The organism is Hyphomicrobium sp. DMF-1 (assembly GCF_027886585.1).
GTDB lineage: Bacteria > Pseudomonadota > Alphaproteobacteria > Rhizobiales > Hyphomicrobiaceae > Hyphomicrobium_C > Hyphomicrobium_C zavarzinii.
This window is the reverse complement of record NZ_CP115706.1, coordinates 89,243-115,947: the sequence shown is the minus strand read 5'-3', so window position 1 is coordinate 115,947 and position 26,705 is coordinate 89,243. Positions and strand designations below refer to the sequence as shown.

Genomic DNA, 26,705 nt, shown 5'->3' with positions numbered 1-26,705 from the left:
ATGAGGCCCCGAAAGCGCTGCGGGCAGCACTGGAACGGGACCCCTGAAGCTGATAGACGCTTGGGTTCCTGAAGGCAACAAGGGGAGCCGCAGACGCGCTCCCGATCGAGGAATTCCCGTGAAGCGGCAAGCCACTATCGCTCGCAAGACCAAGGAAACGCAGATCACCGCAACGGTCGATCTCGACGGCACCGGCGCGTTCGATATCTCGACCGGTGTCGGCTTCCTGGACCACATGCTGGAGCAGCTGGCCCGGCATGCGCTCATCGATATCAAGCTCGAAGCCAAGGGCGACCTCCACATCGATTTCCATCACACGACAGAGGATGTCGGCATCGTGCTGGGGCAGGCTGTCGCGAAGGCGCTCGGCGACAAGCAGGGCATCACGCGCTACGCTGACGTGCATCTGCCGATGGACGAGACGCTGACGCGCGTCGCCGTCGACGTGTCCGGCCGGCCCTACCTCATCTGGAAGGTCGCCTTCTCCCAGCCCAAGATCGGCGAGTTCGACACGGAGCTTTTCCGCGAGTGGTTTCAAGCATTTGCGCAGAATGCCGGCATCACGCTCCACATCGAAACGCTCTACGGCGAGAACAACCACCACATCGCCGAGACCTGCTATAAGGGACTGGCGCGCGCGCTCCGCGGGGCCGTCGCGCTCGATCCGCGGCAGGTGGGCCGGGTTCCCTCTACGAAAGGAATGCTGGCCTGATGCTCGGGTCGCTGTGGCGTATGATCAGCGGAGCAGGCGTGGCAGCCTTCACGGTGCATGAACCGCCGCATGCAAGCGGCACCAGGCTCGCGCGAGCCGAGCGCCTTCTCTTCGTCAGAGACGGCTTCTCCTGGCGCGCGGCCTTGTTCTCGCCGGTCTACCTGATCGTTCGCGGCGAATGGCTGGCCCTTGCCGCCTATGCGGGCGCCGCCATCCTCGCGATCGCCATCCTCAATCTCGCGGGCGCAAAGACGGATTGGATCGTCTGGACGTTCCTGATCCTGAACGTGCTCACCGGCTTCGAGGCGAGCGAGATCAAGCGCTGGTCGCTTGGCCGCGCGGGCTGGCAGGAAATCGCGACCGTGAGCGGCCGCGGACCTGATGAAGCCGAGCGCCGCTTCTTCGAAGCCTGGCTGCCCTCCATCCCCGTCGAAACGCCTGGCTCTTCCGGCAATCCCGATCCCGGGCACGACACCGTCTCGCGCATGGAAAACGCGCTGCGCGGCTTCTCTCAATCCCTCCGCACCAGATACGCCACCAAAGCCTGATCATGCAGCGCGTCGTCATCATCGATTACGGGTCCGGAAATCTCCACTCGGCGGCCAAGGCCTTCGAGCGTGCCGCCCGTGAAACCGGCGCCAATGCCGAGATCATCGTCAGCGCCAAGGCCGACGACGTGCGGACCGCCGATCGCGTCGTTCTGCCCGGTGTCGGCGCTTTCGCCGACTGCAAACGCGGTCTCGAAGCGGTTCCGGGAATGCGGGATGCGCTCGAGAGCACCGTGCACGAGAAGGGGCGCCCCTTCCTCGGCATCTGCGTCGGCATGCAGCTCCTGGCTTCGCGCGGTCTCGAGTTCGAGGTGACGGATGGGCTCGGCTGGATCGAAGGCGAGGTGCGCGCCATAGAGCCCAACGACCCCGCGCTCAAGATTCCGCACATGGGCTGGAACACGCTCGACGTTCCCGCGCCCCACGCGCTGCTCGCCGGCATTCCCACTGGGCCGGATGGGTTCCACGCCTATTTCGTGCACTCCTACCACTTCGTCCCGCGCGATCCCGCGGTCGTGGTGGCGCGGACGGACTACGGCGGACCGGTCACGGCGCTGATCGCCAAGGACAACGTGGCCGGAACCCAGTTCCACCCCGAGAAGAGCCAGACCCTCGGCCTCTCCCTCATCGGCAACTTCCTCAAGTGGGCACCCTGAACCTGTCTCCCCGTCCGTGAGCGGGGGCAGAGGGGAAAACGCCGGATGGACGTGGCCCGCTGCGCCGTTTATGAGCAACCCGAAGCCAACACGGATTGCCCGACCATGACAAACGCCGCCGACGCTCGCGCCCGCCTCTTCGACATCATCAAATCGAAATCGTTCGTGCGCGGCCGTGTCGTGCTCGCCTCCGGCAAGGAGAGTGACCACTACTTCGACATGAAGCCCTCGATGTTCGATCCCGAGGGCGCGGAGCTTCTGGCTGAACTGCTGTACGCACGCATCGCGTCTGTCGACGGCGACATCGTGGGCGGCCTCGAAATGGGTGCCGTGCCGCTCATCACGCCGATCTCGATCGCGAGCCGCCGCGCGGGCCGTCCCCTACCCGGCTTCTTCGTGCGCAAGACCGTGAAGGACCACGGCACCAAGAAGCTGGTGGAAGGGCTTTCGGACGTCAAAGGCAAGCGCGTCGTTATCGTCGAGGACGTGACGACCACCGGCGGCTCGGCCATGAAGGCGGTCGAAGCACTTACCGCGGCCGGCGCCACCATCGTGCTCGTCATCTCGATCCTCGACCGTGAGGAGAACGCCGAGAAGCTCTACGCGGACGCGGGCATCCCCTTTGCCTCGCTGTTCAAGGCCAGCGAGTTCCTGAAGGCATAGCCGTCGCCGCGACGCCCCACGTCTCATTCGGCCAATAAAAAAGGGAGGCTCGAAAGCCTCCCTCTGAGAGTGACGGGGCGGGGTGATGGGGAACGCTCCGGCCACTCGAAAATCGCAATGATCGCCAGGCGATCAGCAAGCCTCGGCGAACGGCAGCTCGGGCTCGTCCGTGCCGGCCTTGGCCAGCGGGAAGGCGATGATGTTGGTATCGCCGCCGGTCTCGACGCCCGCATGGCGCTGCTTGAACCAGCGAACCGAGGTGTTGGTCAGAACCGCCTCATCCTTCACGCGCTGGATGAGCAGCCCGTCATCGGAATCGAGAATGCGCATCAGCTTGGCCTCGATCGCCTCCTCGCTCTCCTCCGTGCGCACGTACCAGGTCTGCTCCAGCGGGCGCGCCCAGCTATGACCGGCAGCCATGATGGCCTGAGCGACGACGTGCTTGATGAGGTGCGGCTTCGCGAGATCGTAAGAGATGAGATAGGTGCGCATGGGGCTCTCCGGGGGCAAAGAAGAGTGAGGTGGACGCGGTGAGAACGTAGAGAGAACGTGGCATGAGTCGCTCACCACGTCCAGAGTCCGTTCGAATTTTGTTCTCTTGAGGGAAGAGACACGGTCTAACCGTGGCGGTGGTTGTCGAGGCAAGCGCCGTCAGGGCTTCTCGTGGACCGCGGAGGAATCAAAACAAATAAGAAAAATCAAGGCAATACGGCATATTGCTGCACGCAAATATTAACGGCTTGCGTCTCAGTTGAAAAGCTGAAGCTGGTCCGGATGGGGCTCTTTCGGAATGCGGACATGGGCACCGGGATCAATGCGGTCGGCGAGCGAGGGAAAGCGCGCGAGGAACACCTCGAGAGCTTTCGCGCGGCTCCCGGCGAAGCGTTCCTCCTGCCAGATCTCATAGAGGCGGCGCGGGTCGCAGGCGTAACGCTGAATGAGATCGCGGCGGCGAACTTTGAGCCAGCGGGCGATCCAGATGTCGACGGCGTCGGCCTCGGTCAGGGCCGGGCGCGAGCGGCGGGACGAAAGCAGGCTATGGGGCGCTGGTGACATAATCTTGAGACACGCACTTGACGCTTCGAAGCAATACCTATTCATCGGGCACGAACAAAGCAATCTGATGGCGGGCAGGCCCTGCCACCCCCAAGAATGCCGGCGGACGCTCTCCGCCGCGCGAGGAGTCGACGTGATCCTTTTCCCCGCCATCGATCTCAAGGACGGCAAGTGCGTTCGCCTGAAGCTCGGCGATATGAACGAGGCCACCGTCTTCAACGACGATCCCGCCGATCAGGCCCTCTCGTTCGAGAAGCAGGGCTTCACGTATCTCCATATCGTGGACCTCAACGGCGCCTTCGCCGGAAAGCCCGTGAATGCGGGTGCAGTGGATGCCATCCTGAAGGCGATCACCATGCCGGCCCAGCTCGGCGGCGGCATCCGCGACCTCGCTACCATCGAGCAGTGGCTCTCCCGCGGCATCCGCCGCGTGATCCTGGGCACCATCGCCGTGCGCGATCCCGCGCTCGTGCGCGAGGCCTGCAAACGCTTTCCCGGCCAGGTCGCCGTCGGCATCGATGCCAAGGGCGGCAAGGTGGCGGTCGAAGGCTGGGCGGAAACGTCCGAATTGACCGCGATCGATCTCGCCCGCCGTTTCGAGGACGCGGGCGTCGCCGCCATCATCTATACCGACATCGAGCGCGACGGCGTGCTGAAGGGCTTGAATCTGCCCGCCACAGCGGAGCTGGCACGCGCGACCAGCATTCCGGTCATCGCCTCGGGTGGCCTCGCCTCCATCGACGACGTGAAAGCACTCCTCACGCCGGAATACCGGATGCTCGAAGGTGCTATCACCGGCCGCGCCCTCTACGACGGCCGCCTGAACCCCGCCGAAGCCCTCGCGCTCCTCAACGCCAAGAGCTGATCCCCATGCTGAAGACGCGCATCATCCCCTGTTTGGACGTGAAGGACGGACGCGTCGTCAAAGGCGTGAACTTCGTCGATCTTGTCGATGCCGGAGACCCGGTGGAAGCCGCAGCCGCCTATGATGCGGCAGGCGCGGACGAGCTTTGCTTTCTCGACATCACAGCCTCGCACGAAGCCCGCGACGTGATCTTCGACGTGGTGGAGCGCACCGCCGAGCGCTGCTTCATGCCGCTCACCGTGGGAGGCGGCGTGCGCACGGTCGAGGACATCCGCAAGCTGCTCGAAGCCGGTGCCGACAAGGTGTCGATCAATACCGCAGCCGTCACCAACCGCCAGTTCGTGAAAGAGGCCTCCGAGAAGTTCGGTGCGCAATGCATCGTCGTGGCCATCGACGCCAAGCGCGTTTCCGCTGAAGGTGAGCCCCCGCGCTGGGAGATCTTCACCCACGGCGGCCGCAAGCCCACGGGCCTCGATGCGATCGAATACGCGAAAGAGGTCGTGAGCCTAGGCGCGGGCGAGATCCTGCTCACCTCCATGGATCGCGACGGCACCAAGGCGGGTTTCGACATCGCGCTGACACGGGCGATCTCGGATGCCGTGCACGTGCCGGTAATCGCCTCGGGCGGCGTCGGTACGCTCGATCACCTCGTGGATGGGGTCAAGGAGGGCCATGCGAGCGCGGTTCTCGCCGCCTCGATCTTCCACTTCGGCACCTACACCATTGGGGAAGCCAAGAAGCACATGGCCAAGGCCGGCATCGCCGTGCGTGGCACCTGAGGATCAGCCGGCGTTCGGCCTTCCGGATGCCTCGGAGATCCGCGTCAGGCACTGCGCCACCGCGTCCTCGACGTCGGCGCTGGGGACGGGGCGGCTGAAATAGAAGCCCTGCATTTCCCGGCAGCCCGCAATCGAGACGCCAGTGAGCTGCTCGATGTCTTCGATCCCCTCGGCGACGGGGCCGATGCCGAGCGTCTTCGCAAGCCCCGTGACGGCGCCCACGATTGCCATGCAATCGCGCCGCTCCGCCATGTCCGCGACGAACGATCGATCGATCTTGATCTTGTCGAACGAGAAATTGCGCAGGTAGCTGAGCGAGGCGAAGCCGGTGCCGAAGTCGTCGAGCACGAGGCGCACGCCGCGTGCGCGCAGGCGTTCGAGATTCTGAAGCGTCTTGGTCTCGCAACGCAGCAGCGTGGATTCGGTAATCTCCACCTCGAGTCTGTCGGCCGCGAGGCCGGATGCGGCAAGCGCCTCCTCGACGACCGCGGCCGGATCGCCGTGATCGAACTGCACGGCCGAGATGTTGACCGCCACGCGAATGCTGGGAGCCCAGCCGGCTGCATCGCGGCACGCCTGATGCAGGGCCCATTCACCCATGGCGAGGATGAGGCCCGATCTTTCCGCGATGGGAATGAAGGTCGAGGGCGGCACCATGCCGAGCTTGGGATGCTGCCAGCGCATCAGCGCCTCGCATCCGGTTACGGTTCCCGCTTCGACATCCACGATCGGTTGATAGTGGAGGGAAAGCTGCTGCTTCTTCAGCGCCTCGGCGAGATCCGCCTGAAGCTCGATGCGCTCGTTGACGAGCTGCTCGTCTTCCGGATGGTAGATGTAAGAGCTTCCACGGCCGCACGTTTTCACGCGATAGAGCGCCATGTCGGCACGGCGGAGCAGGGTATCGGGGTCGGCTCCGTGGTCCGGACATATCGCGACGCCGATGCTGGCCCCTAGGCCGGCGTTCGCCCCCAGCACCCGGTAGGGCGCATTGAGAACGCTGACGAGACGAAGAGCCAGGCTCGCCGCCTGCTCGGGTCCGCTGATGTCGGTTTGAATAATGGCGAACTCATCGCCTCCGAGGCGCCCGACGAGGTCGTTGTCGCGCACGGTAGTGCGGAGCCGCTTGGCCACCGCCTTGAGCACCGCGTCGCCCGCCGCGTGGCCAAGCGTGTCGTTCACCTGCTTGAAGTAGTCGAGATCGATCAGATGAACGGCGAGGCTGCCGTTCGGCTTCAGCCTCTGGATCTCTTCATCGAGCATCTCGCGGAAATGGAACCGGTTCGCGATCTCCGTCAGCGGACAATGCCGCGCGAGCCAGGCGATCCGCTCCTGCGCCAGCGTCTTCTCGGTCACGTCCTCCTGGATGTCGACCCACCCGCCATCCTCGAGCGGCTGGTTGGTGACGAGGATAATGCGGCCGTTCTTGAGATTCTGCGTGTGGGTGAACACCTTGCCGTGCCGGAGCTCGGTCGCGTGCTGTTCGATCCAGAGTTGCTGGCGCTTGAGGTCGTCGACTGAGTTCGCCGATCCCTCCTTGGCCGAGTGATAGGCGACGATCTTGGAGAACGGCGTCCCTGGAACGGTGAGCTCCTCGGGCAGATCGTAGATTTCGCGATAGAGCCCATTGCAGACAATGAGCCGGCGATCGGCATCGAACATCGAAAGACCGCGCGCCATGTTGTTGAGCGCGACCTCGAAGCGGGAGTTGAGCTGGCTGAGCTTTTTCGTGTGCTCGATCAACCGCAAGGTGTCGGCGGCCACGCCTGCGTCGTGCGCGACATTGGCGTCCTGCGGGTTCGTTTCGTTTGGGCGAGCCATAGCGAGCACACACTCCGGCAACAAAAAACGTGATGTAAAAAAAGCCAGCTGCAATTTCCGAAAATTGTAGGTGACAGGCGTAAGCGCGGTCTTAATCGGTTTACCCGCGCGCCGGCGCTTTCGCGGTCGTGGTTGACGAGGCCTTAACGGTGCGGGTCAGCCCGGCGTCTTGTCCGGGTATCTGCAGATGTCGTTGATGAGGCAGCGGGGGCACTCGGGCTTGCGCGCCTTGCACACATAGCGCCCATGCAGGATCAGCCAGTGATGAGCCGGAACGCCGTACTCGGGCGGAATCTTGGCCAGGAGATCTGCTTCCACCTGAAGCGGCGTCTTCCCGTTGGAAAGGCCGATGCGGTTCGAGATCCGGAGCACGTGTGTATCGACCGCCATCGTCGGCGCGCCGAAAGCGACGTTCATTACCACGTTGGCGGTCTTGCGTCCCACGCCCGGAAGCGTCTCCAGCGCATCCCTGTCCATGGGCACCGAGCCGCCATACTCCCGGATCAGCTTTTCGCTGAGAAGAATGATGTTCTTGGCCTTCGCCCGGAAGAGCCCGATGGACTTCACGTGGTCGCGCACGGCGTCCTCGCCGAGGGCCAGCATCTTCTCGGGCGTATCCGCCTTCTGGAACAGGGCGCGCGTGGCTTTGTTCACGCCCGCGTCAGTGGCTTGCGCGGAAAGCACCACCGCAACCAGCAGCGTGAACGGGTTCGTGTGTTCGAGCTCCCCCTTGGGCTCAGGGTTTGCAGCCGCAAAACGCCGGAAAATCTCTGCAATCTCGGCGGACGTCAGCTTGCCCCGGCCGCTGCTTTTTTTTGAAGGGGAGGACGGCTTCGCCGGTGAACCGGGAGAGGGCGCGATACGTTTTCTGGAGGACATGCGCTTTGACAACATCGAACCTGGGGATAGTCTGATCGGATGAATGATAGTGTGCCCGCAACATCCGACGCGAGCCTGTTTCGCGCCATTCTCCACCCCCATCGCTCGCTGGGACCAAAAGGGTTCCTGATCCTCATGATCGGCATCGGGGCCGTAAGCTTCGTGACCGGGCTGGTTTTCCTGCTGCTGGGGGCTTGGCCCGTCATGGGCTTCTTTGGGCTCGACGTTCTTCTGGTCTATATCGCGTTCAAGCTCAACTACCGGGCCGCGCGCGCCTACGAGCTGGTGGAGCTGACGCCCCACGCACTCAAGCTCACGCAGATTTCGGCGTCGGGAAAAAGCAAGAGCTTCGAGTTCAACCCGTATTGGGTCCGCGTGCTGTTTACCGAGCGCCCCGATGGCGGAAACAATTTGAAACTCGTCTCCCATGGCCGCGAGCTGGAGTTCGGCCGTCTGCTGAACGATGACGAGCGTCGCGATTTCGCGGAGGCCCTGCGCAGCGCGCTGGATGCCGCGCGCGTCGGCACGCCTGTCTGACGTCTCGGCAGAGAGCCCAAAAGTAAAGGTCGGACGCACCCCCCGGCGCGCCCGACCTCTTCCCCCCGCAAAAACTGATAAGCCCTCTGTCCCCTTCGTCGGATCAGACGTCGGCCGACTCCTTGTCGGAACCGGCGCGCGCCAGCGCGGGAATGCGCGGCTCGGAGATCTCGCGCTCGCGGCGGCGCGGCTGCGGCGGCTGGAACGCGCGGCGGGCGTGGAATTCGCAATAGGGCAGGCCGGTCACCTTGTTCTTGCCGCAGAAGTGGAAGTCGGCGGACTGCGGATCGCCGATCGGCCAGCGGCAGCTGCATTCGGTGAGCGTCTGGATCGTGCGGCGCTCCTTGAGCGGAATGACGAGCTCCTCGACGGACGGAGTGAACGGCTCGGCCTCCGGCTGATAGAGCGCGCGGAGCGCGGGGTTGCCCTGGGGCGCGAAGCGGGTCTTCTGCTGCATCCGGCGGGCGGTGGCGGCGGCCGCGGCGCGGGCGCGCGGACGATGCGATTTCATGCGCGAGGTGGTCGCGCGCCCCGAAAGTCCGAGCCGATGAACCTTGCCGATCACGGCATTGCGTGTCACACCGCCGAGGCGTCCGGCGATTTGGCTTGCGGAGAGCCCTTCGGACCAGAGCTTCTTCAAGAGCTCAACCCGTTCATCGTTCCAGGCCATTAATCGGTGCTCCTCAAAGCATGCGCCTTCCGGGCCAAGAACCCAGACAGGCAGGCGCGCAAGCAAAGGGGCGGAAACTGGCCACGGATAGCGTTGAACACACGCCAAACGTGAGCAGAACCACGACTGCTCGCAACGCGAACTGATGATGACGCAGGAACTAGAGCGGACCAGCGGGGCGAGGGCCGCGCAGATACAAGGTCCGAACGCACGCCAGACGGGGGACTCGGGGACAGCCGCACTACAACGCGACATGTCGTGTCTGGACCCTGTTAACCTACAATAACTTGATTTTCTTGTACAAGCAGACGCTGCATGAACATCGGGCATTGACAGGGGACGAGTGGCGCGTTCGCCACAGATTGAGTCGCGGGACCCCGAAAGCTCGGCACTGGCGCGGCTTTCCCCGTAATTAATTCCCGCTGCAACCCCTCCTTCTCGCTTCGTCTAGGCCAGCGTCGCCACCGGGGCGTTGTAGTCGGGTGGCAGATTTGGCTGCACGCCGTTCTCGCAGAGCATCTGCAATTGCTTTCGTTGACAGGCGGGCCCCTTGCGCGTATCACGCCTCCTTCGCGTGGCCGCCGGGAGGGCGGCTTTCGTCATTTTGGGGGAGCGGAATGGGCGAGATGTCCAAACCCCTCACAGCCTCGACCTCGGCAAACACGGGCGCTTCGAAGGGCCCGTCGCCTGCGGTCATGAGCACGTACGCGCGCCAGAATATCGTGTTCGCTCGCGGTGAGGGTTCGTGGCTGGAGACAGAGGCCGGCGAGCGCTATCTGGATTTCGGCTCGGGCGTTGCCGTTAATGCCCTGGGACACGCGCATCCGCGCCTCGTCGCCGCGCTTACCGAGCAGGCGGGCCAGCTTTGGCATACATCCAATCTCTACCGCGTCGCCGGCCAGGAAAAGCTCGCCGGGCGGCTGGTGGAGGTCACGTTCGCGGATAAGGTCTTTTTCTGCAACTCGGGCGCCGAGGCGTGCGAAGGGGCCATCAAGGCTGCGCGCCGCTATCATTATGTGGCCGGGAATCCGGAGCGCTGGCGCATCATAACGGCTCAGGGCGCCTTCCATGGCCGCACCCTGGCCACGCTCGCCGCCGCCGGAAACCCGAAATATCTCGAAGGCTTCGGTCCCGAGGCCCCCGGTTTCGACCATGTGCCGTTCGGGGATCTCGAAGCTGTCCGCCAGGCCATTGGCCCGGAGACGGCGGCCGTCATGATCGAGCCCGTGCAGGGCGAAGGCGGCGTGCATGTTGGCGCGGCCGACTATCTGCGCGGCCTGCGCGCGCTCTGCGACGAGGCCGGCATCCTCCTCGTTTTCGATGAGGTGCAGACCGGCGTCGGCCGCTCGGGCAAGCTCTTCTCATACGAATGGTCCGGCATCACTCCGGACATCATGGCAATTGCGAAGGGCATCGGCGGCGGCTTCCCGCTCGGCGCCGTGCTCGCGACGGAGCGCGCCGCATCGGGCCTGACGGCCGGCACGCACGGCTCGACGTTCGGCGGCAATCCGCTGGCAACGGCGGTCGGCAGCGCGGTTCTCGACGTCGTGCTCGAGCCGGGTTTCCTCGAAGGTGTGCAGCAGAAAGCGCTGCGCCTGCGCCAGAGCCTCGCCCGCATTCAGGACCAGTTCCCCTCGCTCGTCACCGAGGTGCGCGGGCAAGGTCTCCTCGCCGGCATCAAGGTCAACGCCGCGCCCCCGGATGTGGTGGCGGCGGCGCTCTCCGAGAAGCTGCTCGTTGTCGGCGCGGGCGACAACGTCGTGCGCTTGCTCCCGCCGCTCACGGTCGACGAGCAGGAGATCGGCGAAGGCATCGAACGCCTGTCGCGCGCGCTCACGCACGTCTCGAAATCTCAAACCCGATAGCCAACCCCGGATCTGGAGCCGGCCGAAGCGCCATGGCCAAAGCACCCGCTATTCGACATTTCCTGGATCTCGACGAGATCGATACGAAGACGCTCCGGCGCATCATCGATGCCGCCCATGCCATGAAAGCGGCGGGCAAGCGGGTGCCTGCGAAGCTGCGCCCCAAGGGCATCGAGGACGACGTTCTGGTCCTCATCTTCGAGAAGCCGTCCACCCGCACGCGCGTGTCGTTCGATGTGGCCATGCGCCAGCTCGGCGGCCAGACCATCATGCTCAACCAGGGCGACCTCCAGCTTGGCCGCGGCGAGAGCATCTCCGATACCGCGCGCGTGCTGTCGCGCTACGCGGACGCCATCATGATCCGCGCCAACTCGCACCAGACGCTGCTGGATCTCGCGAAGTACGCCACCGTCCCCGTGATCAACGGCCTCACCGACAAGTCTCACCCCTGCCAGATCATGGCGGATGTGATGACCTTCGAGGAGCGGGTGGGACCCATCAAGGGCCGCTCCGTCGCCTGGGTCGGAGACGGCAACAACGTCGCCGTCTCGTGGATGCATGCCGCCGCCCGCTTCGGCTTCGAGCTTCGCGTGGCCTGCCCCGAGGCCCTGCGCCCCACCGACGACGTGGTCGATTGGGTCCGCCGCGAGAAGGCCGACGTCACCATCATGACGGATCCGGTGAAGGCCGTGCGTGGTGTCGATTGCATCGTGACCGACACCTGGGTCTCCATGGGTCAGACCGATGGCGCGCGCAGAAAGCAGCTCCTGAAGCCCTACGCGGTCGACGATGCGCTGATGGCCAAGGCCAACAAGGGCGCCATCTTCATGCATTGCCTTCCTGCCTATCGCGGCAACGAGGTCACGGAGAGCGTGCTCGAAGGCCCGCAGTCGGTGGTGTTCGACGAGGCCGAGAACCGCCTGCACGCCCAGAAGGCCATTCTCGCCTGGAGCCTCGGCGCCGTCTGACGCCAAGGCACGTCCCGCGATCGCTGCGCCGTAAGGAATTGGGCTGCCTTCCCAGACCCCGCAAAAGGTGCTGTAAGAGCAACCGTGTGCGCTGGGGAACGGGAGGAACATGCTGAAATGACCGCTTTTTCCATCATCGGCTGGGCGCTGGTCTTGGGTCTCGGGCTCGCTGGCGTCTATTTCTCCGCGGTGGCCGGAGAGCCGCTCGGATTGCTCGCCTCCGCCGCTTTCCCAACGCTGCTGCTCGCCCTCGCCGCCATCAGTGAGCGCCGCGGGCTCGTTCGCTCCGCCGCCGCGCCGAGCAGGATCGAGAGCGTGACGGCCCGTTACATGGGCCTCGTCTGGCTGTGGGGCGCCGCCGCGCTCGTTCTCGTCTACGTGCTCGTGCTCTCCTGGCGTGAATGGCCGCATTTCTCCGCGGCCTTCGCCGGAGCCGGCGTGCTCTGCCTCGGCTTCTCGGCGCTCCTCGCGAAGGATGCCGCCCGCGGACATGACGACGCGACGCTCCTGCGCCTCGGGCGCTATCTCGGCATCGGCCAGTTGGCGGGCATGATCGTGACCCTGACCGGGCTCGCCATCGATCCCGACAAGGAATTTCTCCACACCGGCGACGCGGATTGGGCTGGCAACGGCATTTTTCTGTTTGGTGCCTTGGCCTTGGCGGTCATTTCTGCCCACGCGTTGATTGACGCTAAGAAGAATTCCCCATAGTTAAGATGCTCGCATGAGCATCGATCAGCACGGCGGGCCTTACGCTCCGGGAATCTCTCTTCGGCCACTGCTTCCGTGGCTGTTGCTGGCGTCTGCGTTGAGCACGACGATGATGGTGCTCGGCGCCGGGCGCGGTGACAAGTTCCTGCCTGCGATCGCGGCCGGTCTGCTGGTCGCGCTGGTTGTGGGCACGGGCCTTGGCATCAATGCGCCGCTCTGGTCGCGCACTGCCAAGCTCTCCGCTCCGAAGGATGCTTTTGCCAGCATCAAGGAAGCGCTCCGCTGCAACGTCTGGCTGGCTGCGCTGGTCTACGCCTGGGGCGCCTCCGCGCTGTTCGCCGTCTACTCGCTGTCCGACGTAACCTGGCGCCACGCGTTCCAGTATGGATCGGGCGCTGTGCTTTTTGCCGCCTGCCTCGGCATCTACGGCTACCGCTTGGGCCGTATCAGAAACCTACCGGTTCCGCCCCTCATCCTCACCCTGATCCACGGTTCGGCGGCGGCCGGCGGCCTCGTCTACCTGATCGGTGGAGGCAAGCTCGACACCGCCAAGGGCGATTGGGCCGCCAACGAGGTGTTCCTCTGGGGCGGCTTCGCCATCGTCGCGCTTTGCGTGATGTCGGCGGTCACGCAGACGCGCGTTACTCGTTCTTGAATTGCGCGCGCCGCTTCTCGATGAACGCGGTCATTCCTTCCTTCTGATCATGCGTCGCGAACAGAGCGTGGAACGTGCGCCGCTCGTAGCGGATGCCTTCCTGTAGCGTCATCTCGTAAGCGCGGTTGACGCAATCCTTGGTCATCATCACCGCCGGAAGCGAGTTCGATGCGATCGTCTCGGCCGTCTTCAGCGCGTCCGCCAGCAGATCCTGCGCCGGAACGATCCGCGCGACGAGCCCGGACCGCTCGGCTTCGGCCGCGTCCATCATCCGGCCCGTGAGGCACATCTCCATGGCCTTCGCCTTCCCCACCGCGCGGATCAGACGCTGCGAGCCGCCCGCGCCCGGCATGATGCCGAGCTTGATCTCGGGCTGGCCGAACTTGGCGGTGTCGGCGGCGATGATCAGGTCGCAACTCATGGCAAGCTCGCACCCGCCGCCGAGCGCGAAGCCCGCGACCGCCGCGATCACGGGCTTGCGGCAGCGCGTGATGCGCTCCCAGCTCGCGATGAAATCCGACTTGTAGGCCTCGATGTAGGTCTTGGACTGCATCTCCTTGATGTCGGCACCAGCGGCAAACGCCTTCTCCGATCCGGTGACCACGATCGCGCCGACCGTCTCGTCCGCCTCGAAACCATCGAGCGCCAGATTGAGCTCGCCGATGAGCTGGTCGTTGAGCGCGTTTAACTGCTGGGGACGGTTGAGGGTGATGAGGCCCACACGCCCCCGAGTTTCCACCAGGATCGTCTCATAGGCCATGATGCACCTCTCCCGCGTTCAGCGCTGACATACCGGACAGTAGAAGCTCGACCGCCCGCCTTGGATGCTGCGTTGCACAGTGCCCCGGCACCCCGGCCTCACGCAAGGCTCACCCTCGCGCCCGTAAACTTGAAAGGCGCTCTGGAAGCTCCCGCTTGCGCCATCCGCATGACGATAGTCGCGCAACGTCGAGCCTCCTGCCGCCACCGCTTCGGCGAGAACGGCCTTGATCTCCGCCACCAGCCGCACCGCGTGCTCGCTCGGCCGTCCGCCACGTCCCGCGAGGATCGAGGCGCGGCGGCTGGGTTTGAGCCCGGCTCGGAACAGCGCTTCGCACACGTAGATGTTGCCGAGCCCCGCTACGATCCTCTGATCTAGGAGAAAAGCCTTGAGATCGCTTTTCCGTCCCGCCGCTCGGTTCGCCAGGTAAGCCGCATTGAGCGCCTCCGTCAGCGGCTCGACGCCAAGGCCCCGCATCAGTGCGTGGTCGGGAAGCTCGGTCTCGGGGATCAGCAGCATGTAGCCGAACCGGCGCGGATCGAAGTAGGCGACCTTGGCTCCCCCCGCCATCTCGAACAGGGCGTGCAAATGCTTGTCGTCGGCCGGGACCGAGTTTTCGTACTCGCCGAGAAGCTGCGCCCGTGCCGCCCCCGCGCGATGGACGTGAAAGCGTCCCGTCATGCCGAGGTGCATGACGAGCGCCTCGCCCGTCGAGAGATGGGCGATCAGATATTTCGCGCGCCGCTCGAGCTCCGTGACCCGCGCGCCGCGGAGGCGGCGGCTGAAATTCGGAGGAAAGGGAAACCGCAGATCGGCGCGATTGGTCGTGACACTCGAGAACGTGCCGCCCACGAGCACCGGCTCCAATCCCAAGCGGACCGTCTCGACCTCTGGCAGCTCAGGCATGTCAGCCCCTACTCAAGCGCTCTTACCGGCATCGGCCAGCCGTCGCATGGAATAGCCGATCGCGATCACGAGAAGCGCGCCGATCACCTCGAAGGCGCGTGCAAGATGCTTCGCCGTGAGCCCCAGCGTATCCGCGAGCGACGCGACGTGCGCGTGCAGCATCGGTTCGGTGGCGATCAATTCTCCGGCAACCCAGCCGAGCAGAGCGGCGCCCGCCCAGATGAGGATGGGATAGCGCACGAGAAGCTGGGTGATGATCGTCGCGCCGCCTACCACCAGCGGGATGGACACGATGAGGCCCATGATGATCAGGAACGCATCCCCGTGGGCCGCCGCTGCGATGGCGAGCACGTTGTCGAGGCTCATCACCATGTCGGCGATGGCAATGATGCGAACCGCTTCCCAGAGGCTGGTCCCGCTTTTGATGGAATGCTCGTCCGGCTCCTCCGCCGTCACCAGCTTGACCGCGATCCAGATCAGCAGGAGCCCGCCAAGCAGCTTGAGCAGGCTGATGTCGAGCAGTTGTTGCACGACGAGCGTAAAGATGATCCGCAGCACCACCGCGGTGCCCGCGCCGAGCAGAATGCCGAGCGTTCGCTTGTTGGCGGGAAGCGTGCGGCAGGCAAGCGCGATGACCACCGCGTTGTCGCCGGCGAGGACGATGTCGATGCCGATGATCTTGAGCACCTGGACGGCATAGGCGCCGGCGGGTCCGAAAAGCGTCTCCAACCAGGTCATAGATCCTCTCGCGGCATCGCGCCCGCCCACCCCTAGGGATCGGCCCGTTAGGGAGCTAGTAAAGCCAGGCCGGCGGCCGAACAAGCCTTCCGCGGTCACGGTCTCTGGGGAAAATCAGCGCACGAGGAAGAGCGGGCCTTCCAGCGTCTCCGCCAGCGGCACCACGTCCGCCTCTTCTGGCGCGAGCCGGCCGCCGAAGCGGGCGATCACGAACCCCGCCCCTTCGCGCTGCATCATGCGGGCCACGTCCTGGGCGCTGCGGGTGGTCATGTCCACCACCTCAAGCTTGATGGCGGCATAGGCGCCGAGTGCGAGACGGATCTGCCCTTCGATCCAGTCTTGGTGGCTTTGATCGTGGACGAGCAGCCAGATCCGCGTATCGCCGCCGGTGGCCGTGGCGATGCGCTCGGCCGCGCGCATCATCGGAACCACGCGCTCGAGCTCCTCGACCACCGCGATCACCGGCCCATGCGTGCGCCGGGCCTTGGGGCCAGCAACGACGATGCCCGTGGTGGCGTGAACGGCCTCGAAAAGCTCCGCGAGACCCGTCTCCACTCCGCGACGGATCGGCGAGCCGACAGTCACCACGTTCCAGGGGCCGTTCTCAGCGCACGCCTGCGCGAGCGCTGTGACCGGCTCGGCGCGCACCACGCGCGTCTTCGCGGTGACGTCCGCCGCCCGCGCCCGCGCCATCACGCGGCGCTGAACAGCCGAAGCATGGGACTGTATATCCCGCGCGAGATCGTTCGCGGAAAGCACCCGCGAGCGCCGCCCCGAAAGAGAGATTTCACGGGCGAACGGCAACTCGGCGAGATCGAAAAGCTGACGGTCCTCGATGAAGAGGCTTTCGATTTCCGATTGGAAGGCCTGCGCGAGACAGAGAGCCGCCTCGACCGCAGTATCCTGCGGTTCTCCCGACGCGCCGAGCCAGAGTACGACCCGCCCGCGCTGCTCGTCAGCCTGTGCGACGTGGGTGATCATGACGCCGGTTTCGATCCTTCGATGGAGAATGATCGGGCGCGCTCGGCGAAGGTGCGCAGCCGCGCCTCGATGCGCCCGTTCACGGTCTCCGCGCCGAAGCGGCCGTCCGCCCCCTTCTGCCCGGCCTCGAGCCCGGTGAGCAGCGCAAGTCCCTCGTCTGCCGTCTTGATGGCGTAGATGGAAAAGCGCCCGTCCTTCACCGCCTTCACCACGTCCTCCCGCAGCATCAGGTGCTGGCGGTTGGCGTGCGGAATGATGACGCCTTGCGTTCCCGTGATGCCGCGCGCCGAGCACACGTCGAAGAAGCCCTCGATCTTTTCGTTGACGCCGCCGACGGCCTGCACCTCGCCCCACTGGTTGACGGAGCCGGTCACGGCCAGGTCCTGGCGGACGGGAGCATCCGAAAGCGCGGAGAGAAGCGCGAACAGCTCGGCCGAGGACGCGCTGTCGCCCTCGACGGTGCCGTAGGACTGTTCGAACACCAGCGTGGCCGCGAGCGCGAGCGGCACGTCCTGCGCATACCGTCCCGCGAGATAGCCCCATAGGATCATGACGCCCTTGGAATGCAGCGGGCCTCCGAGTTGAACCTCGCGCTCGATGTCGGTCACGCGGCCCTGCCCCAGATGCACGCGCGCCGTGATGCGCGCCGGACGCCCGAAGCTGAAGCCGCCCTTTTGTACGAGCGAGAGGCCGTTGATCTGGCCCACCTTCGAGCCCTTCGTATCGACCAGCATGATGCCGCGCTCGACGGATTCTTGCACGTCGTCGCGGGCGCGGTCGGCGCGCCGCGTGCGCTCCTCGATCGCGCGGGCGACATCCTCGGCCTTCGTCACCTTGTGGTCCGCGCTGTCGGACCAGTAGTCGGCCTCCCGCACGATATCGGCGATCAAGCCGACCTCGATGGAGAGCTTCTCGCTGTCCTCCGCGATCCGCGCGGCTTCCTCGATCAGCCGCGCTACGCCCGCCGCATCCACCGGCTTCAGCTCGTGACGCTTGACGATGGACGCGACGAGGCGCGCATACGCCGCGTCGTTGTCCTTGTTGCGGTCGATGGTCTCGTCGAAGTCCGCCTGGACTTTGAAGAGGCCCGCGAAGTCGGGATCGTCCTGCCGCAGGCGATAGAAGAGATCGGCGTCGCCCAGCAGCACGACCTTGATCGCGAGCGGAATGGGGTCGGGATCAAGAGACGCCGCGGCACCGGGCACGCCGGACGCGGCATCGATGCGGATCTCGCCGCTCTTGAGCGCGCGTTTCAGCGCCTCCCAGACGGCCGTGGAGGATGTGATCCGCCGCGCATCGAGTATGAGCGCGCCGCCGTTGGCGCCATGCAAGGCACCGGGGCGGATCGCGAGAAAGTCGGCACGCTGTGCGGCGGACTGCGGGGCGGGCTCCACGTATCCGGAAAGCGAGCCCGTCGTCGGGGACATCTCCTCACGCACGGGCGCGCCCGTATCGCTCTCGTGGGAGACCATCACGTTGATCATGTAACGGCGGAAGCGCGGATCTTCCGCGAGGGCGGCCGGCGTCCGCTCCGCTTCCGTCGCAGGCGTAGCGAAGCGCGCCGCGTTCGCGATCATGTCGTCTTCGGCATCCGCCAGGAACTTCGCCACCTCGGCGACGTCGGAGAAACTGGCGCTGAGTTCGTCCAGCGCATCCTCGATGGCGTGGCGGGCAACTTCCTCGTTGAGCTCGGCAAGCTGCTCGCGCCTGCGCTTGTCGGCCTTGGGCGCGCTCGAGAGAATGCGTTCGAGTTCGGCCTGCAGGGACGTGATGCGGGTCTCCACGTCGCGCCGCATGGATTCGGGAAGCTGGTTGAACACTTCCGATTTCACCACCTTGCCTTCGTGCATCGGCGCCATGCCGAAGCCGAGAGGCGTGCGCAGAACGGCGATGTTCTGCTGCGCGGCCTTGGCGTAGACCGCGTCGAGGGCGTCTTCGTGGGAGCCGCGGAACTCCTCGTCGATGGCGCGGCGGCGTGCGCGATAGTCCTCGGCGTCGAATGCGGCTGGCAGCGTCGCGGCCAGCTCGTGGAGCGCGGCGAGCATGCCCTTGCTCAGCGCCTTCGCGCGTCCCGCCGGAAGCTCGATCGCGCGCGGGCGGCGCGGATCATCGAAGTTGTTGACGTAGATCCAGTCAGACGGCGTGGCCGAGGCGGCTGCAACTTTCGCGAGATGTGCGCGGACGGCTGTGCTCTTGCCGGACGCGGGCGGCCCCAGCACGAAAATGTTGAAGTCCCGCGCGCGGATGCGGAGGCCGAAATCGAGCGCTTTGAGCGCGCGATCCTGGCCGATCAGCCCCTCGGCGGGCTCGAGGTCCGCCGTTGTCTTGAAACCGAGCGATTTGCTGTCGACAGTCCGGCGCAGGTCGCTCGCGTCAAGCGGTTGCGGTCCGCTGTTCGCTTGAAGGGCGGGGACGGGGATCGCGTCATCGGGTCTCGCCGTGTCTTCGGCCGGCTGCGAGGGGGCCGGAGCTGATTTCGTCTTCGTGAGCCGCTTGAAGAACATGGGGATGAAAGCCTCTCGGGGTCCTGAGATCGCGGTTCGAGGTAATCCGGGTGGCTGATGCGCTTGCCGAACGTGAAAGCCGGTTATCCGATGCCACGCGAAACGAAAGAGCGAAGCGGATAGCCGGGCGAGGCTGCGATGCGGTAGTCTTACGGGGCTGAGACAGTTGAGATCAGGGTTGGGTCAACTTCAGGGCAAAGTGGTGTCAGTCCCAAATGGCAGATCAATGACCGGCGTCGAGGACAGTGTGGAGAACGCAGAAGCCCTGCCGGATATTCCCCGCATCGGCCTCGGTGGGCCGCAATCTTTGGTGGCACGCGAGATCTGCCGCGGCGTGGTGCGGGTTCTCGCGGCCCACGGACTTGCGGCAATTTCAGAGCTGCCGTTGCCGAACGGGCGGCGAGCCGATGTCGTGGGCCTCGCGCCCGATGGCACAATATGGATTGTGGAGATCAAGTCCTCGATCGAGGATTTCCGCTCCGACCACAAATGGCCCGAGTATCGGGAGTTCTCGGATCGGCTTTTCTTCGCCGTGATGCCGGATTTTCCACTCGACGTGCTGCCGGGTGAGACCGGCCTTATCGTGGCCGATCGCTACGGCGGAGAGGTGATCCGGCCCGCGCCCGACTTGCGCCTTCCCGCTCCGAAGCGCAAGGCCATGACCTTGCGCCTGGCTCGCGCATCGGCGTCGCGTTTGTCGGTGCTGCTCGACCCTACGCTGCCCGCAGCCGTAGGGCGCGGGATAGGCGACGGTTGAGAGCGAAAGCCGATCCTACTTCGGGGCGCGCTTGGCAAGGATGCGCTGGAGGGTACGGCGGTGCATGTTGAGGCGCCGCGCTGTCTCGGAGACGTTGCGGTTGCACAGCTCGTAGACGCGCTGAATGTGCTCCCAGCGGACGCGATCCGCCGACATCGGGTTCTCGGGGGGCGCAGCCTTCGCGTTATGGGGCGCAAGAAGCGCGTCCGTCACGTCGTCAGCGTCGGCAGGCTTGGCGAGATAGTCGACGGCGCCGAGCTTCACGGCCGAGACAGCGGTTGCGATGTTGCCGTAGCCGGTGAGAACGATGATGCGGGCATCGGGGCGGGCGCGGGTCAGCTCGGCGATCACGTCGAGGCCGTTGCCATCCTCGAGCCGCATGTCCACCACGGCAAACGCCGGGGCCTGGGCTTTGATGAGATCGATGCCTTCGGCCACCGAGTGGGCGCTGCGAACCTCGAACCCGCGTAGCTCCATGGCGCGGGCCAGCCGCTGCAGGAACGGACGGTCGTCGTCCACGATGATCAGCGAACGGTCCTCAGGCAGCTCGTCCTGCCGAAATGATAGATCTTCAGTCACCACCGCGCGTCTCCCGCTTTTTTGGCTTTATATGATCAGAGTACGCTTCGCTAAAGCATTTTCCGAAAGAGACCTATCCCGGCAGCGTGGCTCAGCCATGCCATGCATGGGGGGCCAGAATTGAAGACCGGCTCGTTCCGGAAAAGTAGCACAACTGATGAATCAATTACCCAAGCGATCCAATGCTAAAGGATCGGATGCCTTAGGGGCAGATGCAATATCGAGCATGCCTAATCCGCGAGATCTTTCGCGCTGTTTATGGTGAACAGCCGGCAGATTTCGCGCCGTACAGGGTGCAATTGGACGACAATCGGCGCCGAAGCTCTTAAATGGCGTCCGAAATGGGGTCGCCCGGGCTCGGCGGCTCGCGTCGCCGGGATGGCAATGCAACATGATTTTCGCGCCCTTCGAGCTCCGCCTCGAACGCGGCGCGGGGCCAGACGATGCGCACGACGGCGCCATGCTCGGGGGCGGGCCGGTTATCGAAGCTGAACCGGGCGCCAGACCGCTCGAGCAGCGTCTTGGCGATGAAGAAGCCGAGACCGAGGCCGGACACCTTGCCCCCGCTTTTCCCCTTTTGCCCTGCCGTGCGCGTGGTGACGTAAGGCTCGCCGAGGTTGTCGATCACCTCGGGCTTGAAGCCGGGGCCGTCGTCCGCGATCACGACGACCACGTTCTGGCCGTCCCACTCGGCGTTGACCTCCACTCTCGAGCCTGCGTAGTCGGCAGCGTTTTCGATAATATTGCCAAGGCCATAGATGACGCCCGGCCGGCGCAGGCTTGTTGGCTGGCGGGCCTCGGGACCCGCTGCGGACGAGGAGGGCGTGGCGCGGATCTGGATCGCAACGCGCCCGCCCATGTAGGGCTCTGCCACCTCGTGCAGCATTTCCTTCACGGTCAGCGTGGCGTGCAGCGGGTCCTCGTCCGGCGGATGGCGGGTGAGCTTTTGCAGGATCTCGCGGCAGCGCTGGGCCTGGCTGCGCAGCAGCAGGATGTCTTCCCGGTAAGGGTTCGTGTCGTCCATCTGGCGCGCCAGCTCGTTGGTCACGAGCGTGATCGTCGAAAGCGGCGTTCCGAGCTCGTGGGCCGCCGCCGCGGCAAGCCCGTCCAGCGCATGCAGCTTCTGCTCCCGCGACAGCACGAGCTCGGTTGCGGCGAGCGCGGTCGACATCTGCCGGCCCTCTTTCGTCAGCCGCCAGACGTAGAGAGCCAGGAACGGCATGGAGGCGGCGACGGCGAACAGGATGCCGATCTTGTAAAGGATGGGCAGGGCGAGAGGCGGCTCCACGTACCAGGGTAGCGGCATGGCGTGAAAGGCCAGAACCCATGTGCAGCCGAGCGCGAGCACGCCGAGGCCGATCGTATGAACGAGCGGCAGGGTGGCAGCCGATACCGTGACGGGCGCCACGATCAGCATCGTGAAGGGGTTGTCGATTCCACCTGTAAGATAGAGGAGCGAGGCGAGCTGGATGATGTCGTAGGCGAGCAGCGCTGTCGCGAAGTTCACAGAGAGCCGGTGGCGCGCCGGATAGCGGATGGCGAGGAAGACATTCACCCACGCCGAGACCGCGATCACGATGAGGCAGGGACCGGCCGGAAGATCGAAACCCAGCCAGAAATACACGACGCTCAAGGCGAGGATCTGGCCAATGACACCGACCCACCTCAAGCGGACGATGGTGTGCAGCCTGAGCTGGCTGTCTCCGTCGAAGGAGAGCCTGGGTTCGACGTTTTTAGGTAGGTTTCCTGCCACGGACGGACTGCTTTACGTTGTGAGGCTGACTTAAGCCCGGATTCCAGACCATGATCGTTTCGGACCCTATCTGTCCGAAACGTGAATCATCGGTCTCGCCAAATAACCTAGACCATGATCGTTTCGGACCCTATCTGTCCGAAACGTGAATCATCGGTCTCGCCAAATAACCTAGACCATGATCGTTTCGAACCCTATCCGTCCGAAAGATGGCCTTGTCAAAAATATGGGGTCGGACCCCAATTCAACCAAAAATGATCACGCTCCGGCACGGCTTGCAAGCGGGCGATGCCTGCGCCAGATAGGGGGAGGAAAACGCCGCCCTCGTGTCGCGAAAAGCGAAGCCGCGGCCTGGCAAAACCCTGCTCGAGTGGACGTCACCAATGCTGGACACGGTAAAGCGCGGGGTTGACGGTGAAAACCGCGCCGGCCCGCCGGTGGTCGTTCGCGACCTTCGCAAGGCCTACGGCGATGTGGTGGCCGTGGATGGCATAAGCTTCACGCTCGAGAAAGGCACGGTCACGGCGCTTCTCGGCGGCAACGGTGCGGGCAAGACCACCACCATCTCGATGCTGATGGGCCTCATCATTCCGACCTCCGGCGTGGCCGAGGTGTTCGGCGCCGACATGAGCACCGCCCGCCATCGCGTGCTGCACCGCATGAATTTCGAAAGCCCCTATTCGGATGTGCCGATGCGCCTTACCGTGCATCAGAACCTCTCGATCTTCGCCCGCCTCTACGGTGTGATCGGCTTCGAGGCGCGCATCCGCGAGCTGTCCGCCAGCTTGAGGCTCGACGAGTTTCTTCACCGCCCCTACGGAAAGCTGTCCGCCGGGCAGAAGACGCGCGTCAGCCTTGCCAAGGCGCTCCTCAACGTGCCGGAGTTGTTGCTGCTCGACGAGCCGACGGCCTCGCTCGATCCCGACACCGCCGATTGGGTGCGCTCGCGCCTCGAGGATTATCGGCGCGAGACCGGCGCCACCATCCTGCTCGCCTCCCACAACATGGGCGAGGTCGAGCGCATGGCCGATCGCGTCATCATGCTCGACAGGGGGCGTATCGTCGCCGACGAGACGCCCGCCACGCTCGTCCAGCGCTTCGGCCGCGAAACGCTGGAGGAGGTTTTTCTCGACATCGCGCGCCGCGGCGGACGGCACGACGCGGAGACGCGTTCATGACATCCCGTTTGCTCGAGCCGCAGACCGGCGCGGCCGCGACTGTCCGCAGGATCCACGCCATGGTGCTGCGCCATTGGTATTTGCTGCGGTCGTCCGGCCCCCGTGCGCTGGAAATGGTGTTCTGGCCCCTCGTGCAGATGCTCACCTGGGGATTCGTGCAGCTTCATCTGGCGCAGACCACTAGCCTCGCGGCGGCCGCTGCCGGGCTGTTCGTCGGCGGCGTGCTGCTGTGGGATATCCTCGCTCGCAGCCAGCTCGGCTTCGCCATGGCCTTTCTGGAGGAGGTGTGGGCGCGCAATCTCGGACATCTCATGATGAGCCCGTTGCGCTCCTATGAGCTGATCGCGAGCCTCGTCATGGTGAGCCTGATCAAGCTCGCCGTCTCGATGATCCCTGTGGTCGTGATCGCCTACCTGATGTTCGACTACAGCCTCTTCAGCATCGGCCTGCCTCTCGCGGCCTTCTTCGCCAACCTCGTCATCACGAGCTGGTCGTTCGGCCTGGTGTCGACAGGCGCGGTGCTGCGCTACGGTCTGGGCGCCGAGAATATCGCTTGGCTCATGACCTTTCTTATGATGCCTCTTTCCTGCGTTTACTATCCCGTGACGACGCTGCCCGTCTGGCTTCAGCCGTTCTCGTGGGCGCTGCCGCCGACTTATGTATTCGAGGGCCTGCGCGCGATCGTGTTGCATGGGGAGTTCCGGGGCGACCTTATGCTCTGGGCTTTTCTTCTGAACCTCGTGTACCTTGCCGCCGGCGTCGCGCTGTTCCGGTATCTGATCGAGAGTGCCCGCAACGCCGGAACGCTGGTGCACATGGGCGAATGAGCGAGAGGCTCCGATGACGAAGAAAACGAATGAAACGAAGCCGGCCCGCGTCGGCGCCTCGCGCCGAACGCTGTTCCTCGCCTTGCTGCTCGGTCTCGCGGCGGGTGTCGCGACGGCCGTTCTGCTGGTCACGCTGCCCGGCACGCCCGGCGTGGGCACTCAGACGTCGGGCAAGGCGCTCATTGGCGGTCCGTTCAGTCTGCTCGATGCCACCGGCAAACGCGTGACCGACAAGGATTTCCGCGGCCGGCCGATGCTCGTCTATTTCGGCTTCACCAACTGTCCCGACGTATGCCCTGCAGGCCTGCAGGTGATCGCGGCGGCACTGGACCGGATGGGCGACAAGGCCAAGGGCCTCACGCCGATTTTCGTCACCGTCGATCCTGAGCGCGATACCCCCGAGCTGCTCGGAAAGTACGTCGCGAGCTTCCATGCGAACATCGTTGCGCTCTCCGGAACGCCTGAGGACATCGCGGGCGTGACGAAGGCTTACCGCGTCTACGCGAAGAAGGTGCCGGACGCCGAGAGGCCCGGAGAATACAGCGTTGATCACAGCTCGTTCATGTACCTGATGGACGCGAACGGCGAGTTCGTGAAGCACTTCCCGCACAGCGTCGACGCGGAAAAACTCGCAGACGAGCTGTCGAAAGTTGCCGCTTCCCCTGCAAGCGGGTGACGTACCTAGGTAAACCGCTCGAATCAGTGCATCCTCGGCAATGGGGGACGAGCAAAAAATCAACAACGTTCGTGTCTCGCGGCTATCCGCCGCGCATCGGGGTCGTTCGGCGATCGCTGCCTGACGTACAGCAAGGGCGATCACGTTGCGGCGGGCCCGCGGCACTTCGGGCGCACACGAGAGCGGGGAATCGACTGTGCTTTATCACCTCTATGAGATGAGCCATGCCGCTCTGAAGCCGGCGCGCGCAGTCGCTGAGTCTGTCCGCTACATCGTCGAAAGCCCATTCAATCCCTTGAAGCATACGCCCGTCGGCCGCCACGCGGCAGCCGCTTGCGAAGTGTTCGAGCGCACGACGCGCCGTTACGACAAGCCCATCTTCGGGCTCGCCTCGACCGAGATCGGCAATCGCCGCGTTGCGGTGAGAGAGGAGGTCGTTTGGGACCGCCCTTTTTGTAAGCTGATCCATTTCCACCGCGATCTGCCGATGGCGGAGCGCGCGCAGGATCCGCGTGTTCTGCTGGTGGCCCCCATGTCGGGCCACTTTGCCACGCTGCTGCGCGGCACGGTCGAAGCGCTGCTGCCGAGCCATGAGGTCTACATCACCGATTGGCAGGACGCGCGCAGCGTGCCGCTCCAGGCCGGCCGGTTCGCGCTCGATGATTACATCGACTACGTTCGCGAGATGCTCACCCTGTTCAAGGGTGACGTGCACGTGTTCGCGGTCTGCCAGCCCGCTGTTCCCGTGATGGCCGCCGTCTCTCTCATGGAGGAGGATGGCGATCCGAGCGTGCCGCTGAGCATGATCCTCGCCGGCGGACCCATAGACACGCGAGTCAGCCCCACGGCCGTCAATCGTGTTGCGGTGGAGCACGGCGTCAAATGGTTCGAGAGCCATGTCATCACGGCGGTGCCGTGGCCCTATAAGGGAGCGGGACGCAGCGTCTATCCGGGCTTCCTGCAGCTCTCCGGCTTCATGTCGATGAACCTCGACCGCCACGCCAATGCGCACAAGGAGCTGTTTCTCCACCTCATTCGCGGCGATGGCGACTCGGCGGAGAAGCATCGCGAGTTCTATGACGAATATCTCGCCGTCATGGACCTGACGTCCGAGTTCTATCTCGACACCATCGACAACGTGTTCGTGCGTCATACCCTGCCCAAGGGTGAGATGACGAGCCGCGGCCGCCGCGTCGATCCGGGCAAGATCCACCGCACCGCTTTGATGACCATCGAAGGCGAGAAGGACGATATCACGGGGCTCGGCCAGTGCCGCGCCGCCCACGCGCTCTGCAGCGGCCTGCCGGACGAACGAAAGCTGCACGTCGAGTGCGCGGGCGTCGGTCACTATGGCATCTTCAACGGCTCGCGCTTCCGCGCCGAGATCGCGCCTCGCATCGCGCAGTTCGTGAGAACCTTCGATCCGCGCGCCGAGCTGATCCCGGCGCGCGCGTCTTCCTCTCGGCGTCAGGCTCCGCCTGCCGTCGGCGGATACGATCCCGCGTCCGTCGCTTTCACCTTTGCGCCGGCTAACGATGTCGGCGCCGAGCCGATATCGTCACGGCCGCTCGCAGGCGCGCTGCGCCGTGAGACGCTGGCCACCAGCATCATGATCAATGGTGTGGTGTGCCTGCACGAGCAGGTCGGCCACGACGAGGGCTGAA

Annotated in this window: 28 protein-coding genes; 16 read left to right on the top strand and 12 right to left on the bottom strand. The window is 64.9% G+C overall.

All coding sequences use genetic code 11. The features are described from left to right. Positions 1-118 precede the first annotated feature (118 nt). The 4 genes from hisB (at position 119) to pyrE (ending at position 2,579) form a co-directional block, all read left to right on the top strand. A complete protein-coding gene (gene hisB / locus PE058_RS00435) occupies positions 119-712 on the top strand; it encodes an imidazoleglycerol-phosphate dehydratase HisB (RefSeq protein ID WP_020085552.1) in 594 nt (197 codons plus the stop codon). Beyond that, complete coding sequence (locus PE058_RS00430) at positions 712-1,260, top strand: DUF2628 domain-containing protein (protein ID WP_020085551.1); 549 nt, start codon at positions 712-714, stop codon at positions 1,258-1,260. Before hisB ends, PE058_RS00430 begins: the two co-directional genes overlap by 1 nt. 2 nt (positions 1,261-1,262) lie before the next feature. Then, positions 1,263-1,916 carry an imidazole glycerol phosphate synthase subunit HisH gene (gene hisH, locus PE058_RS00425; protein WP_271029582.1) on the top strand — a complete coding sequence of 218 codons (654 nt, stop codon included), beginning with the start codon at positions 1,263-1,265 and terminating at the stop codon, positions 1,914-1,916. A gap of 105 nt (positions 1,917-2,021) precedes the next feature. Then, positions 2,022-2,579 (top strand): orotate phosphoribosyltransferase, encoded by a 558-nt coding sequence (pyrE, locus tag PE058_RS00420; protein WP_271029581.1) that lies wholly within the window; start codon positions 2,022-2,024, stop codon positions 2,577-2,579. Between the two features lie 132 nt (positions 2,580-2,711). Here pyrE and PE058_RS00415 read toward each other — a convergent pair whose 3' ends face one another. Next, complete coding sequence (locus tag PE058_RS00415) at positions 2,712-3,071, bottom strand: hypothetical protein (protein ID WP_020085548.1); 360 nt, start codon at positions 3,069-3,071, stop codon at positions 2,712-2,714. A 255-nt stretch (positions 3,072-3,326) separates the two neighbouring features. Further along, entirely contained in the window at positions 3,327-3,635 is a 309-nt protein-coding gene (locus PE058_RS00410) for a hypothetical protein (RefSeq protein ID WP_271029580.1), read from the bottom strand. Positions 3,636-3,768: 133 nt separating this feature from the next. Here PE058_RS00410 and hisA point away from each other — a divergent pair, with 133 nt between their 5' ends. Both hisA and hisF read left to right on the top strand, forming a co-directional pair. Further along, positions 3,769-4,500, top strand: a complete 732-nt coding sequence (gene hisA / locus PE058_RS00405; protein ID WP_020085546.1) for a 1-(5-phosphoribosyl)-5-[(5-phosphoribosylamino)methylideneamino]imidazole-4-carboxamide isomerase — start codon at positions 3,769-3,771, stop codon at positions 4,498-4,500. Positions 4,501-4,505: 5 nt separating this feature from the next. Further along, on the top strand, positions 4,506-5,279 hold the full coding sequence (gene hisF, locus PE058_RS00400) for an imidazole glycerol phosphate synthase subunit HisF (RefSeq protein WP_271029579.1): 774 nt from the start codon (positions 4,506-4,508) through the stop codon (positions 5,277-5,279). Between the two features lie 3 nt (positions 5,280-5,282). On the opposite strand, the gene PE058_RS00395 is transcribed toward hisF, so the two are convergent. Both PE058_RS00395 and nth read right to left on the bottom strand, forming a co-directional pair. Further along, positions 5,283-7,097, bottom strand: coding sequence for a putative bifunctional diguanylate cyclase/phosphodiesterase (locus PE058_RS00395; protein WP_271029578.1), 1,815 nt, complete (start codon positions 7,095-7,097; stop codon positions 5,283-5,285). A gap of 156 nt (positions 7,098-7,253) precedes the next feature. After that, positions 7,254-7,976 carry an endonuclease III gene (gene nth / locus PE058_RS00390; RefSeq protein ID WP_020085543.1) on the bottom strand — a complete coding sequence of 241 codons (723 nt, stop codon included), beginning with the start codon at positions 7,974-7,976 and terminating at the stop codon, positions 7,254-7,256. 39 nt (positions 7,977-8,015) lie between these two features. Here nth and PE058_RS00385 point away from each other — a divergent pair, with 39 nt between their 5' ends. After that, positions 8,016-8,513: a DUF2244 domain-containing protein gene (locus PE058_RS00385; protein WP_020085542.1), complete on the top strand. Its 498-nt coding sequence runs from the start codon at positions 8,016-8,018 to the stop codon at positions 8,511-8,513. A 103-nt stretch (positions 8,514-8,616) separates the two neighbouring features. On the opposite strand, the gene PE058_RS00380 is transcribed toward PE058_RS00385, so the two are convergent. Next, on the bottom strand, positions 8,617-9,183 hold the full coding sequence (locus tag PE058_RS00380) for a GcrA family cell cycle regulator (RefSeq protein WP_020085541.1): 567 nt from the start codon (positions 9,181-9,183) through the stop codon (positions 8,617-8,619). Between the two features lie 695 nt (positions 9,184-9,878). Between PE058_RS00380 and PE058_RS00375 the strand changes: the two genes are divergently transcribed. The 4 genes from PE058_RS00375 to PE058_RS00360 all read left to right on the top strand — a co-directional run bounded on the left by PE058_RS00375 (position 9,879) and on the right by PE058_RS00360 (position 13,382). Further along, entirely contained in the window at positions 9,879-11,048 is a 1,170-nt protein-coding gene (locus PE058_RS00375; protein WP_271030640.1) for an aspartate aminotransferase family protein, read from the top strand. A 32-nt stretch (positions 11,049-11,080) separates the two neighbouring features. Beyond that, complete coding sequence (gene argF / locus PE058_RS00370) at positions 11,081-12,016, top strand: ornithine carbamoyltransferase (RefSeq protein ID WP_020085538.1); 936 nt, start codon at positions 11,081-11,083, stop codon at positions 12,014-12,016. Between the two features lie 117 nt (positions 12,017-12,133). Then, the gene (locus PE058_RS00365) at positions 12,134-12,727 is read left to right on the top strand and encodes a hypothetical protein (RefSeq protein ID WP_020085537.1); all 594 of its coding nucleotides are present in this window, start codon (positions 12,134-12,136) and stop codon (positions 12,725-12,727) included. Positions 12,728-12,740: 13 nt separating this feature from the next. After that, entirely contained in the window at positions 12,741-13,382 is a 642-nt protein-coding gene (locus PE058_RS00360) for a hypothetical protein (protein ID WP_020085536.1), read from the top strand. Here the strand turns inward: PE058_RS00360 and PE058_RS00355 are convergent. The 5 genes from PE058_RS00355 to PE058_RS00335 all read right to left on the bottom strand — a co-directional run bounded on the left by PE058_RS00355 (position 13,369) and on the right by PE058_RS00335 (position 19,271). Continuing rightward, positions 13,369-14,142 carry an enoyl-CoA hydratase gene (locus PE058_RS00355; RefSeq protein ID WP_271029577.1) on the bottom strand — a complete coding sequence of 258 codons (774 nt, stop codon included), beginning with the start codon at positions 14,140-14,142 and terminating at the stop codon, positions 13,369-13,371. The two genes, PE058_RS00360 and PE058_RS00355, sit on opposite strands and share 14 nt — an antisense overlap. Before the next feature lie 18 nt (positions 14,143-14,160). Next, on the bottom strand, positions 14,161-15,048 hold the full coding sequence (gene mutM, locus PE058_RS00350) for a bifunctional DNA-formamidopyrimidine glycosylase/DNA-(apurinic or apyrimidinic site) lyase (RefSeq protein ID WP_271029576.1): 888 nt from the start codon (positions 15,046-15,048) through the stop codon (positions 14,161-14,163). Between the two features lie 12 nt (positions 15,049-15,060). After that, on the bottom strand, positions 15,061-15,786 hold the full coding sequence (locus PE058_RS00345; protein WP_271029575.1) for a YjbE family putative metal transport protein: 726 nt from the start codon (positions 15,784-15,786) through the stop codon (positions 15,061-15,063). A 114-nt stretch (positions 15,787-15,900) separates the two neighbouring features. Beyond that, positions 15,901-16,767 carry a hypothetical protein gene (locus PE058_RS00340; protein WP_020085532.1) on the bottom strand — a complete coding sequence of 289 codons (867 nt, stop codon included), beginning with the start codon at positions 16,765-16,767 and terminating at the stop codon, positions 15,901-15,903. Next, the gene (locus PE058_RS00335) at positions 16,764-19,271 is read right to left on the bottom strand and encodes a Lon protease family protein (RefSeq protein ID WP_271029574.1); all 2,508 of its coding nucleotides are present in this window, start codon (positions 19,269-19,271) and stop codon (positions 16,764-16,766) included. Before PE058_RS00335 ends, PE058_RS00340 begins: the two co-directional genes overlap by 4 nt. Positions 19,272-19,497: 226 nt before the next feature. Between PE058_RS00335 and PE058_RS00330 the strand changes: the two genes are divergently transcribed. Continuing rightward, positions 19,498-20,028: an MmcB family DNA repair protein gene (locus PE058_RS00330; protein ID WP_271029573.1), complete on the top strand. Its 531-nt coding sequence runs from the start codon at positions 19,498-19,500 to the stop codon at positions 20,026-20,028. A 15-nt stretch (positions 20,029-20,043) separates the two neighbouring features. On the opposite strand, the gene PE058_RS00325 is transcribed toward PE058_RS00330, so the two are convergent. Beyond that, positions 20,044-20,610, bottom strand: a complete 567-nt coding sequence (locus PE058_RS00325) for an ActR/PrrA/RegA family redox response regulator transcription factor (RefSeq protein WP_020085529.1) — start codon at positions 20,608-20,610, stop codon at positions 20,044-20,046. Positions 20,611-20,932: 322 nt separating this feature from the next. Then, positions 20,933-22,360 (bottom strand): ActS/PrrB/RegB family redox-sensitive histidine kinase, encoded by a 1,428-nt coding sequence (locus PE058_RS00320; protein ID WP_156827333.1) that lies wholly within the window; start codon positions 22,358-22,360, stop codon positions 20,933-20,935. Positions 22,361-22,743: 383 nt separating this feature from the next. Between PE058_RS00320 and PE058_RS00315 the strand changes: the two genes are divergently transcribed. The 4 genes from PE058_RS00315 to PE058_RS00300 all read left to right on the top strand — a co-directional run bounded on the left by PE058_RS00315 (position 22,744) and on the right by PE058_RS00300 (position 26,704). Then, positions 22,744-23,538 carry an ABC transporter ATP-binding protein gene (locus PE058_RS00315; protein ID WP_020085527.1) on the top strand — a complete coding sequence of 265 codons (795 nt, stop codon included), beginning with the start codon at positions 22,744-22,746 and terminating at the stop codon, positions 23,536-23,538. After that, on the top strand, positions 23,535-24,365 hold the full coding sequence (locus PE058_RS00310; protein ID WP_020085526.1) for an ABC transporter permease: 831 nt from the start codon (positions 23,535-23,537) through the stop codon (positions 24,363-24,365). The genes PE058_RS00315 and PE058_RS00310 overlap by 4 nt, the downstream gene beginning before the upstream one ends. A 13-nt stretch (positions 24,366-24,378) precedes the next feature. Further along, a complete protein-coding gene (locus PE058_RS00305; RefSeq protein WP_271029572.1) occupies positions 24,379-25,041 on the top strand; it encodes an SCO family protein in 663 nt (220 codons plus the stop codon). A 196-nt stretch (positions 25,042-25,237) separates the two neighbouring features. Further along, on the top strand, positions 25,238-26,704 hold the full coding sequence (locus PE058_RS00300) for a polyhydroxyalkanoate depolymerase (RefSeq protein ID WP_271029571.1): 1,467 nt from the start codon (positions 25,238-25,240) through the stop codon (positions 26,702-26,704). Position 26,705: the final 1 nt, after the last annotated feature.